Annotated in this window: 12 protein-coding genes; all 12 read left to right on the top strand. The window is 63.4% G+C overall.

Annotation, left to right across the window (positions count from 1 at the left end; genetic code table 11):
- Positions 1–59: 59 nt before the first annotated feature.
- Positions 60–1226 (top strand): ABC transporter substrate-binding protein, encoded by a 1167-nt coding sequence (locus tag HHUB_RS14510; protein ID WP_059058764.1) that lies wholly within the window; start codon positions 60–62, stop codon positions 1224–1226.
- The gene (locus tag HHUB_RS14505; protein ID WP_059058762.1) at positions 1223–2137 is read left to right on the top strand and encodes an NAD(P)/FAD-dependent oxidoreductase; all 915 of its coding nucleotides are present in this window, start codon (positions 1223–1225) and stop codon (positions 2135–2137) included. Before HHUB_RS14510 ends, HHUB_RS14505 begins: the two co-directional genes overlap by 4 nt.
- The gene (locus HHUB_RS14500; protein ID WP_059058761.1) at positions 2134–3315 is read left to right on the top strand and encodes a FecCD family ABC transporter permease; all 1182 of its coding nucleotides are present in this window, start codon (positions 2134–2136) and stop codon (positions 3313–3315) included. The genes HHUB_RS14505 and HHUB_RS14500 overlap by 4 nt, the downstream gene beginning before the upstream one ends.
- On the top strand, positions 3315–4205 hold the full coding sequence (locus HHUB_RS14495; RefSeq protein ID WP_238324087.1) for an ABC transporter ATP-binding protein: 891 nt from the start codon (positions 3315–3317) through the stop codon (positions 4203–4205). Before HHUB_RS14500 ends, HHUB_RS14495 begins: the two co-directional genes overlap by 1 nt.
- 102 nt (positions 4206–4307) lie before the next feature.
- Positions 4308–5492 carry an ABC transporter substrate-binding protein gene (locus HHUB_RS14490; RefSeq protein WP_059058760.1) on the top strand — a complete coding sequence of 395 codons (1185 nt, stop codon included), beginning with the start codon at positions 4308–4310 and terminating at the stop codon, positions 5490–5492.
- Complete coding sequence (locus HHUB_RS14485) at positions 5489–6706, top strand: ABC transporter substrate-binding protein (RefSeq protein WP_179204603.1); 1218 nt, start codon at positions 5489–5491, stop codon at positions 6704–6706. The genes HHUB_RS14490 and HHUB_RS14485 overlap by 4 nt, the downstream gene beginning before the upstream one ends.
- Positions 6707–6708: 2 nt before the next feature.
- Positions 6709–7935, top strand: a complete 1227-nt coding sequence (locus HHUB_RS14480) for an ABC transporter substrate-binding protein (protein WP_059058759.1) — start codon at positions 6709–6711, stop codon at positions 7933–7935.
- Positions 7936–7937: 2 nt separating this feature from the next.
- Positions 7938–9161: an ABC transporter substrate-binding protein gene (locus HHUB_RS14475; protein ID WP_059058758.1), complete on the top strand. Its 1224-nt coding sequence runs from the start codon at positions 7938–7940 to the stop codon at positions 9159–9161.
- Positions 9162–9216: 55 nt separating this feature from the next.
- Positions 9217–9657 carry a TRAM domain-containing protein gene (locus HHUB_RS14470; RefSeq protein ID WP_059058753.1) on the top strand — a complete coding sequence of 147 codons (441 nt, stop codon included), beginning with the start codon at positions 9217–9219 and terminating at the stop codon, positions 9655–9657.
- A gap of 236 nt (positions 9658–9893) precedes the next feature.
- Complete coding sequence (locus HHUB_RS14465; protein WP_059058751.1) at positions 9894–10769, top strand: ParA family protein; 876 nt, start codon at positions 9894–9896, stop codon at positions 10767–10769.
- The gene (locus HHUB_RS14460; RefSeq protein ID WP_059058750.1) at positions 10766–11176 is read left to right on the top strand and encodes a hypothetical protein; all 411 of its coding nucleotides are present in this window, start codon (positions 10766–10768) and stop codon (positions 11174–11176) included. Before HHUB_RS14465 ends, HHUB_RS14460 begins: the two co-directional genes overlap by 4 nt.
- A gap of 187 nt (positions 11177–11363) precedes the next feature.
- Entirely contained in the window at positions 11364–11627 is a 264-nt protein-coding gene (locus HHUB_RS17595; protein WP_059058747.1) for a hypothetical protein, read from the top strand.
- Positions 11628–11659: the final 32 nt, after the last annotated feature.

Below are 11659 nucleotides of genomic sequence, written 5' to 3'. Positions count from 1 at the left end.
CCTTTTAGGCGAGCCTAATATTCGAAACGCCTATACGTGATTAGGCGAGCCTAAAACTCATGAAGCAGGATTCCCCAACGCGGCGCGACGTGGTGAAGTACGGCGGAGCGATGCTCACGGGCGGGCTGCTCGCCGGCTGCACCAGCGACGACACGGCATCACCCACCGCCACCGACGGGGCGACCGACACGGACACGGCCGGCACCAGTCAACCGACGGCCGACGGCTCGTACACCGTCACGATGGAGCCCGTCGGCACCGTCGAGTTCGAGTCAGTCCCGGAGACGTGGGTTCCCTACACCGCCGACTACGCCGACATGGGCGTCGCCCTCGGCCACGGCGACGACATGGCCGCCATCGGCGTCAAAGCCCGGTACGGCACCCACCTCTACGACAACCTCCCCGGCGTCTCGGTGAACAAGGACGACCTCACGGAGCTCTGGGAGAACGGCACCGGGAAAGAGATTTACTACGAACTCGACGCCGACGTCCACGTCACCGACCCGAACTTCATGGTCAACCGCCTCCAGTGGAGCGAGGGCGACGTCGAGGAAATCAGCGACAGCGTCGCGCCGTTCTTCGGGAACACCATCTTCTCGCGGGCGTACGACTGGCACGACGACTACCCCTACTACTCGCTGTACGAGGCCTTCGAGAAGCTCGCGGCGGTCTTCCAGGAGCGCGAGCGCTTCGAAGCCTTCCAGCGGCTCCACGAGGACGTCTTGGCGACCGTCGAAGAACGCCTGCCGGAGGAGACGCCAGACATCGCCTTGCTCTACCCAGCGGAAGTCCCGCCGGAGTCGTTCTACCCGTACCTCGTCGGCGGCGGCACCCAGTCCAAGCACTGGAACGACCTCGGCGTCGGCGACGCGCTCGCCGAGCACGGCGTCACGGACGCGCAGGCCGGCGGCGGCACCATCGACTTCGAGACCCTGCTGGAAATCGACCCGGACGCGCTCGCAATCAGACTGCAGGGCGAAATCTCGGAGTCGTACTTCGAGGAGAACATCCGCTCGCACCTCCAGAGCCACGACGCCGTCAGCCAGCTGTCGGCCGTCCAGAACGACCGCGTCATCTACGGCGGGCTCACCTACCAGGGCCCCATCATCCACCTGTTCCAACTGGAGCGGGCGGCGCAGGGACTGTACCCGGAGGCGTTCGGCGGCGAACAGCTGTTCGACCGCCAGCGCGTCGCGAACATCGTCAACGGGGAGTTCGACGAATGAGCGCCGACGAATCCACCGATGCGGCTTCCACACGCGAGTACGACGTCGTCATCGTCGGCGGCGGGCCGGCGGGCTGCTCGACCGGCGTGTTCACCGCCCGCGAGGGTCTCGACACGGTCATCTTCGACCGCGGGCGGTCGTCTCTCCGACAGTGCGCGCACCTGGAGAACTACCTCGGGTTCCCCGCGGGCATCGACATCGAGACGTTCTACGACCTCGCACACGACCACGCCAAGACTGCGGGATGCGACGTCGTCGCGGACCTCGTCGAGTCGGTGACGCGGGCGACCGACGGCGGCTTCGTCGTCGAGACGCAGGAAGACCGTACCGTCCACGCGGCCCGGGTCGTCGCGGCGACTCGCTACGGGAGCGAGTACCTGAAGCCGCTGGACGACGCCGACGAGATGTTCGTGACTCACTCCCACGGCGGCGAGGAGCACGAGCACTTCGACCGGACGTACGCCGACCGCGACGGCCGCACACCAATCGAAGGGCTGTACGTCGCCTCACCCGTCGAGAAGGTGAGCGAGCAGGCGATTTTGGCCGCGGGACACGGTGCGCTTGTGGGCCGGCACGTCGTTGGGGATGCACGGCGCGAGGAGGGGTACTGGGACGAGATTGCCGAGCGCATCGACTGGCTTCGCCGAGAACGAGCGCGCGACGACGAGTGGGGGGATCGGGAGCGCTGGCGCGAATACTTCCAGAACAACCTACCCGACGATCACGGGCTCTCGGAGGACAAGCTGGACGAGCTCCGGGAGCAGGAGATCGACGATCGCCTCGACGCGTACGTCACCGACGACGAGATCGACCAGCGGAAACAGCAGGCACATGACGCGATTCTGGAATCGCTGGACACGGACCGGATCCGGGCGTATCTCGACCGCGTCGATGACACGGGGGACTCATGAGCAACACTGATCCATCAGCGGCGGCGGAGGAGTTCAAGTCACGACGGGCCGAAGAAGGACGGCTAGCGTGGGTCCAGGACCCATCACTGATTACACTCTGTCTCGCCAGCGTCGGCATCGTCGTCCTCGCCGGACTGGTACAGATTAGTTTCGGCTCCTACACGATGCCGGTCAGTCAAGCATGGCAGGCCGTCATCGATACCGACGTGTTATTTGACGCACGGTGGCTACTCCAGTTCTTCCTCGGGGAGGAGCTAATGCGTACGGTCACCGGGTTCCAAGGAGAGCTTCCGGAGCTAGCGACTGGGACGCTCATCGTCTGGAACATCCGGCTGCCGCGTGTGGTCGTTGCGGTCTTCGTCGGGATGAACCTCGCTGTCTCGGGGGCAATCTTCCAAGCGGTCACGCGCAACGAGCTGGCGAGTCCGTTTATTCTCGGTGTCTCCTCGGGTGCTGGACTAATGATTCTGCTGTCGCTGGTAGTGTTCAGTAGTCTTTCAACGGTACTCCCGCTAGTTGCCGCGCTCGGCGGCATGGCAGCGTTCCTTATCGTGTACCTCATCGCGTGGAAGAACGGCACAAGTCCGGTCCGGCTCGTGTTGGCAGGCGTTATCGTCTCGACGGTGTTCCAGTCGCTGCAGACGGCGATGTTCTTTTTCGCGGACGACCTCGGCGTCGTCCAGACGGCGATTCAGTGGACGACTGGCTCGCTGACCGGCGTCGGCTGGGCGCAGGTCCGTATGGCGCTGCCATGGACAATCATCTCGATGTTTCTTGCGGCACTTAGCTCGCGGCAGATGAACGTCCTATTGCTCGGCGAACAGACCGCGAAGTCCCTTGGCGTCTCGGTCGAGCGCGTGCGGTTCGCGCTGTCAAGCATTGCGGTGCTGGCGGCGGCCGCGAGCATCGCGGTCGCAGGCATCGTGAGCTTCGTCGGGCTCATCGTCCCGCACTTGGTACGGAACATCGTCGGAACCAACTACAAGAAGCTCGTCGTCGGCTGCCTATTCGCCGGCCCCGCCCTAATGGTCGGTGCCGACGTCGGCGCGCGCCTCGGGATGATGGTGGTGACGGGAACGAATGGCGGTCAGCTACCGGTCGGAATCGTAACTGGACTGGTCGGCGGCCCGTACTTCCTCTACCTGATGCGGAAGAAACAGGAGCTAGGTGAGATCTGATGTTCGAGAACACGAATCTCATGTCGACGTCGACAGACAGTGAACAGGTGGCCGCGGAAGACGACGCCGGCGACTTGCTCGCGGGCGACCGCGGTGCGGGCGAGCTCACGGGAAAGAACCTCGTCATCGGCTATCCGGGGACGGAGACACCGGTCATCGACGGTGAGACGATCAAGGTCGAGCCGGGGTCGGTAACCGCACTTATTGGCCCGAACGGTAGCGGGAAGTCCACTCTGCTGAAGACGCTCGCCCGGCAGCTCGATGCCGAGGCCGGCTCCGTGCTCGTCGACGGGATCGACATCCACTCGCTGGCGCCCAAGGAGATGGCGAAGAAGCTAGGGTTGCTCTCTCAGGAGAGCGCCTCCCCGAACAGCCTGACCGTCGAGGACCTCATCTACCACGGCCGCCACCCCCACCGCGGGTTCTTCGAGCAGGTCACTCGAGAGGACCAGGCGGCCGTGAATCGCGCGATGGAGCTGGCGGGCATCGGCCACCTCCGAACGCGGGAGCTCGGAAGCTTGAGCGGCGGCCAGAAGCAGCTGGCGTGGATCGCAATGATTCTCGCCCAGGAGACGGACATCCTGTTGCTGGACGAGCCGACGACGTTCCTCGACCCACATCACCAGCTGGAGGTCCTAGAGATCGTCGAGAAACTTCACGACGAGAGCGACATCACGGTCGTACTCGTGCTCCACGACATCGAGCAGGCCGCCCGCTACGCCGACCACGTAATTGCGCTCCGGGACGGTGAGATTCAGGCGCGCGGTGCGCCCCAGGAGGTCGTGACCGAGGAGCTGCTAGCGGACGTGTTCCGTATCGAAGCGACAGTCGAGGCGGGCACGCACGGGCCGACGGTATCGATGGAGAGCCCGCTCCACGACGACGAGTAGCGAACATCGGCGCCGATCGTGCGTCCGGTCCCGGAATCGTGGTTCTTGAAAGGAACCAACATGGATAGTAACAGTTATGTATTTTTAGGCTAGCCTAAAACTATGGCGCAGGACGACCACACACACGAGATACCGACGCGGAGAGACATCGTCAAGGGCGGCGGCGCACTCGTCGGTGGCAGTCTGCTTGCTGGCTGCACAGGCAGCAGCGACTCAACGGCTACCACGTCAGAGACGAACGAGACGACCAGCAATCCGACGACGGAACCTGAATCATACACAGTAACGATGGCACCAGTCGGCGAGGTCCAGTTCGACGCCGTCCCCGAACAGTGGGTGCCGTACAGTGGTGGATACGCCGACATGGGTGTCGCGCTCGGACAAGCCGATGGACTGGCAGGGATCGGTGGCGGGGACCGCTATTACACGTACGTCTACGACGAACTCCCGGGCGTCGATGTCGACCAGGCAACGATCGAACAGAATCCGGAGGTCCGGACGAAAGAACAGTTCTACGAACTGGACAGCGACGTCCACCTCTATGATCCTCAGATGCTTATCAACTGGTTTGACTGGTCGCAGTCCGACATCCAAGAGATCACGGATAACGTCGCCCCGTTCATCGGGAACCTAATTTTCCGGCGGTCGGATCAGTGGCACGACTACCGGTATTACACGCTGTATCAGGCCTTCGAGAAGGTCGCAGACGTGTTCCAACAGCGAGAGCGCTACGAAGCGTTCAAGCAGTTCCACGACGACTACATCGCAGGCATTCAGAGCCGGCTTCCACCGACAGAAGAGCGTCCGAACGTTCTGTTGACGTTCGAGGGGACCGACGAGCCGACGTCGTTCTCGCCGTACCGGCTCAACGACCAGGGGACCAGCAAGAAACAGTGGCGCGACCTCGGCGTCACCGACGCCCTCGCGGGTACCGACATCCAGAACCTCAGTACGACCAACCGCGGCGAATACGACTACGAGACGCTACTGGAAGTCGACCCAGACGTCATCCTCATCCGTGGCCACGAACGGAAGTCAGCCAGTGAGTTCCGCGACACCGTTCTGGAGTTCATGCGGAACCACACCGTCGGTAGCCGGCTGACTGCAGTGCAGAACGGGCGTGTATATCGTGGCGGCTATCTCCGGCAAGGCCCGATTCACAACCTCTTCCTCACCGAACGAGCAGCCCAACAGCTCTATCCCGACGAGTTCGGAGACGTGACCTCTGACACCGAACTCTTCGACCGCCAAGCAGTCGCGGACATCGTCAACGGTGATTTCGAATGAGCGACTCGGATAGAGTCGAGACTCCAACGCGCAGAGACTACCTCAAGGGCGGCGGCGCGCTCCTCGGTGGCGGCCTGCTCGCGGGCTGTCTCGGTGGGAGTGACAGCGAGAGCCCGGAAACGACCGACCAGACGACGGTCCAGAACACCGCGACGGAGACCAGCACGGACAATCAGTCGTACTCGGTGACGATGTCGCCGGCCGGCACCGTGGAGTTCGAGGAGCCGCCGGAGAGCGTCATGACGATTCTCCCGCACCACGCGGACATGGCGACGGCCGCCGGCCACGGCGACGCCGTCTCGTCGATGCTGTACAACCCTGGGTACAACGACACTCTCTGGAACAAGTTCCTCGAACGGCTCCCCGGCGTCTCCGTCGACTGGGCGGATCTCTCTGGTTCGTGGAACCCGAGCAAGGAGTTGCTGTACGAACTCGACAGCGACCTCCACCTCGACGACCCTGCGTACATGACGACGATGGGGGGCTGGACCCGCGACGACATCGACGAAATCACCGAGAATGTCGCGCCGTGGTTCGGGAACACGTTCAGCAACGCGAACAAGCAACCGTCGGAGGCGTGGGCGGACAACTACGAGTACTACACGCTCTGGGAGATTTTCCAGAAGGTCGCGGCGGTCTTCCAGGCCGAGGAGCGCTACGAGGCCCTCCAGTCCGTCCACGCGGAACTGCTCTCGACCATCGAGTCCAACCTCCCGCCGGAGGACGAGCGCCCGACGGCGGCGATGATTATCCTGAACCAGAGCCAGGACAGCATGTACGTGTACGCGCTGAACGAGCCAGGATTCCTGACCGCTCACACTCGGCCGCTCGGCGCGACGGACGCCTTCGCCGGTGTGGCGACCGAATCGTCGGTCGACTACGAGGCGCTCGTCGAAGCCGACCCCGACGTCATCCTCTGTCTCGCGGGGATGTCCGAGTACCGCCACGTCACGAAGACCCGCGACCGCCTGAGCGACGACTCCACGACGGCTTCCGTGTCCGCCGTCGAGAATGGTCGCATCTACACGCAGGGCGGCCGCAATCAGGGACCGATAATGAACCTTTTCCAGACGGAGATGGCCGCCAAACAGCTCTACCCCGAGCAGTTCGGCGAGTGGCCGACGTACACGGAAGGTCCCTACCCCGAAATCCCCGAGGACGAACAGCTATTCGACCGCCAGCGCGTCGCAGACATCATCAACGGAGATTTCTGACAATGGACGATGACACCACTCGATACGAGGCGCCGACCCGGCGTGACTACCTGAAATTCGGTGGCTCACTCGTCGGTGGCGGCCTGCTCGCCGGCTGTACCGGACAAACAGACTCAGAGTCACCGTCGACACAGACGGCCGCGGACGACACCGAAACCGCGACAGAGACCACGTCGTCGGGGAGCGAGAGCTACTCGGTGACGATGTCGCCAGTCGGGACCGTGGAGTTCGACTCGCCGCCGGAGAGCGCGTTCACCGTCCTCGTTCATCACGCCGACATGGCGCTCGCCCTCGGATACGGCGATGCAATCAACGCGATGTACGCACCCGAACTCTTCGGCGGGCTCTACAACATGTTCCTCGACCGGCTCGACGGCGTCCCGGTCGAGTGGACGGACCTCATCAATTCGTGGAACATCGACAAGGAGACGCTCTACGAACTGGACAGCGACGTCCACCTCGCGGACCCGGCGTACATGACCGTCATGGACAGCTGGGATGCTGCCGACGTCGAGGAAGTCCAAACGAACATCTCACCGTGGTTCGGAAACGCATACAGCGACCGCCACGGAGAACCGCCGGAGGCGTGGGCCAAGAACTACGAGTACTACACGCTCTGGGAAATCTTCGAGAAGGTCGCAGCCGTGTTCCAGCGCGAAGACCGGTACCAGGCATTAGCAGCGATTCACTCGGAGATTGTGTCCGAACTCGAATCGAATCGCCCCGCGGAATCTGAGCGGCCACGAGTCGCCCGAGTGCAGATGGGGATCTCCGATGGGGCTCTCAGCATCTACCCGTTCAATCTCAACGACCCAGGCTTCGAGCAGGCGCATCTCCGCCCGCTCGGTGTCGAAGACGCGTTCGCCGACGTAGAGGGGTACACACAGGTCGACCTCGAAGCGCTCGTCGAAGCGGACCCCGACGTCATTCTCGCCACGCACGCCCTGGGCCCGGAACGCAACTTCGACGAAATCAAATCCCACCTCGAATCGGACCGCGTCGCCCAACAAATCACCGCCGTCGAGAGTGGCCGAGTCTATCCGATGGCAATCCGGTACGGCGGCCCGATTGCCAACCTCTTCCAGTTGGAGATGGCTGCAAAGCAGGTGTATCCCGAGCAGTTCGGCACATGGCCGGACTCCGCCGGCACATCGTATCCGGCATTCTCGGTGTCAAAGCAGCTATTCGACCGGCAAGCGGTCGCAGACATCATCAACGGAGACTTCTGACAATGAGCAACGACAACCAGATTCGACACGGGATTCGTACGCGCAGAGACTACCTTAAGGGCGGCAGCGCGCTCCTCGGCGGCGGCCTGCTCGCCGGCTGCCTCGGCGGGAGCGACGACGACAGTTCGACCGCCGCGAATACCACGACCGGCACGTCGGCCGGCGAATCCGCGAACACGACCACAAGCGGGTCGTACACGGTGAGCATGGCGCCGATGGGCGACGTCGAGTTCGACGAGGTGCCCGAGAGTATCTTCACGCGGCTCACCCACCTCGCGGGGATGGCGTTCGCGCTCGGGCGCGGCGACGACGTGAACGCGATGCACGCGCCGGACTACTACGACGCGCTCTGGAACCAGTTCACGCCCCGCTTGGAGGGCGTCTCGCTGGACTGGACGGGCCTGTACTCGTCGTGGAACCCGAGCATGGAGACGCTCTACGAGCTGGACAGCGACGTCCACCTCGCGGACCCGGCGAGCGTGTTCGCCCTCTCGGACTGGAACATGGACGACATCGAGGAGGTCCGGGAGCGCATCGGGCCGTGGTTCGGGAACCAGTTCAGCGACACGCACGCCCAGCCGCCCTCGGAGTGGGCGGACAGCTACGAGTACTACGGCCTCTGGGAGATGTTCGAGCGGGTCGCGAAGGTGTTCCAGGCGGAGGACCGCTACGAGGCGCTGGCGGCGGTGCGCAGCGACCTGCTGGACACCGTCGAGTCGAACCTTCCGCCCGAGGACGAGCGCCCGGCAGCGGTGATGGTCGGCGCCAGCGACCTGCAGAGCATCTACGCCTACCGGCTCGACGACCCTGGGTTCCTGACCGCGCACACGCGGCCGCTGGAGCCCAAGAGCGCGTTCGGCCCCGGCGTCGAGTCCTCGACGACGGTAGACATGGAGGCGCTGGCGGAAGCCGACCCCGACGTGATTCTCGCGCTCGGCGGGATGCACCCCTCGACGGACATCGAGGCGATTCGGTCGGGGTTCCGCGAGAGCGAGGTCGGGCAGAAGCTCGGTGCCGTGGAGAACGACCGCATCTACGCGCAGGGCGCCCGCTACCAGGGCCCGATTCTGAACCTCTTCCAGATCGAGATGACCGCCAAACAACTGTACCCCGAGCAGTTCGGCGAGTGGCCGACCTACACGGAGGGGCCATACCCCGAAATTCCCGAGGACGAACAGCTGTTTGACCGCCAGCGCGTCGCAAACGTCATCAACGGGAACTACTGAGCGGCGGGCGCAGTAATTCCCATTGTCTTTAGTGCTGGGTGGTGAATTATGGGTGATGACTGAGATTCCTGATTCATTGCGGACGCTCTACGAGACGACGCTGGAGGAACATGATGACCAGTACGTGGTTTCGGTGCCGAAGGAAGTGGTGACGGACAGTTCGCTGGAAGTCGGCGATGTCTATCGGGTCGCGCTTCTGCGTTCGCAGGTGGGCGCTGAGTCGGGGGGCGCAGCAGCGTCGCGGAGCGAGCAGCCGTCTGAGGAATCGTCGACCGGGCGGGGGCAGGTGCAGGAGCCACCGGTCGAGGAGGGCGAGGTGCGAACGGTGACCATCGACACGCTCGGCGACCAAGGCGACGGCATCGCGAAAGTCGAGCGCGGATTCATCGTCATCGTTCCAGGCACCCAGCCCGGCGACCGCGCCGAGGTCGAGATTACGGACGTCAAGGAGTCGGTCGCGTTCGCGGAGCCGGTCAGCGAACCGGAAGTCCGGTAGACTGGTTTCTGCGGTTCATCGTTTGCGTTCGCGACTAGAGTCTAGTGTTGACACCCAATACAGCCATCTAGTAATGACATTCATTACTGGTATTCAGTAGTGGCTTTCATTGACTGTGTTCATTAGTTGCGTTCAGGGCATACATTCATTGATTATGTTCACTAGAGAGTTCGTTCCCGTTCAACAATGAATGAACACACAGAACTTTCAAGATGAGTGGTGTCCATGAAGTGAGTATGTTAGCGTACTCGACGTACAGCGAGGCCGGCGGGGTCGGGAAGACGACGACAGCCGCGAACCTCGCGGTCGCGCACGCACGAGCGGGCCTGAAACCGCTCGTCGTCCCACTCGACCCGCAAGACGGCGACCTCTCCCGACTCTTCGGCGTCGACACGGACCGCACCGAGTCCGTGGACAACATCGTCCGACACATGATTCGGCGCCCCAGCGGCGACTTCGACGACCTCGTACGGACTGTCGAAGGCGTCGACATCATCCCGGAGCACAACATGCTCTCGGACCTCGCCGAATACCTCCAACGCGAGAAAGACCAAGCCGAAGCGATGGGAGAAGCCTTCGGGATGCACGCGCAGCTGCTGCGCGTCCTCCAAGACGCCGGCGTGCCCGACGAGTACGACGTCCTCATCTGTGACCCGCCCGCGACCGAAGGGCCACACCTCTACAACGCGATTCACGCCACGCGCTCGCTCGTCATCCCCGTCGAACCGAGCGCGAAGGGACGAGCCGCCGTCGAAGGCCTCGAATCGCTGGTCGCAGGGCTGGAGGACCAACTGGACGTCGAGGTGGGCGTCCTCGCCGCGGTGCCGGTCGGGTTCAAGAACACGCGCGACCAGCGCACGATTCTCGACGAAATCGACTACCCCATTCCCGAGGTCATCGGCGAGCGGGCGTCCCTGATGGAGGGTTGCTGGATGCAACAGTGTTCGGCGTTCGAGTACGTCCGGAACCACCGCGACCGCCGGCGCGACTACGAAATCGAGACGCTCGCCCAGTTCGACCGGATTGCCCGCCACCTGGAAGAGCAGGTCGGGCTGGAAGCGCCGAACCCGCCCGAGCCCGGCGACCTCGACCACGAGGTGCTGTCCGCATGACGGGGATGAAAGAGGGCGCGGGCGAGGACCCCTTTGCGTCGAGCGACGAGAGCGCAGGCGGAGAGGAGACAGCGACGGAGGCGTCCACGACCGAGTCGGGGACCGAGGAGCGCGAGCGCGCGACGGGCGGGACCACGGAGTCGTCTCGGCAGCAGCGCTCGATGCAGATTCCGTACAAGTTCCGGCGTGACGGCGTCCAAGACGGCCGCGAGCGCGTCCCGCTGTTCCTGCAGAGCGACACCAAGAGCGGCGAGCGTGACGCCCAGCGAGAACTCGAAGACCGCTTCGACGACGACGTCTCCCTGACTGACCTCCGGGAGGCGTTGATGAAGACCGGACTAGACCATCTCGACGAAGTCGAGGAGCACCTCGAAGAGTGGGGCTACGGAATGACCTTCGACGAGTAGCGCAGTCGTGGGAGTTGCTCTTCTGATAGGGGACTTGCTAAAGCCGATGTTGATATAGGCAACCCATCAGCGTCGTCGTGAGTGAGACGCGCTACAGAACGTCACGAGGGCCGGCTGCATCGAGTTCGGCGGTCAATTGGTACTGTGTGTCGAGACCGGTGTGGAACCGACTGATAACTTCAGATTGATGCTCGGGACAGGCGAGAATCGCGACAGCGCCACCTTCGACCGGGACAAGCGGCTGCTGTGGCGTATGTGCTGCGAGACCGCAGCTGGGACAGCTCACCCCGCCAGCAGGGCGGTGGTCGAGGAGTTCAGCGGATGCCTCCGTCGTGTATCCACAGATCGAAGCGAACTGCTGTCGGTGGTCGTCACAGCCGATAAGTGGAGCTGTAAGCTGGTCAAGAAGCAGAAACGACAGCGAATGTCGTTCTGGGGACTGGAGTGCTGACTCGCACGCGTCACACTGCATCTGTGGAAGAT

This window comes from Halobacterium hubeiense (assembly GCF_001488575.1).
GTDB lineage: Archaea > Halobacteriota > Halobacteria > Halobacteriales > Halobacteriaceae > Halobacterium > Halobacterium hubeiense.
This window is presented reverse-complemented; position numbering and strand designations above follow the sequence as displayed.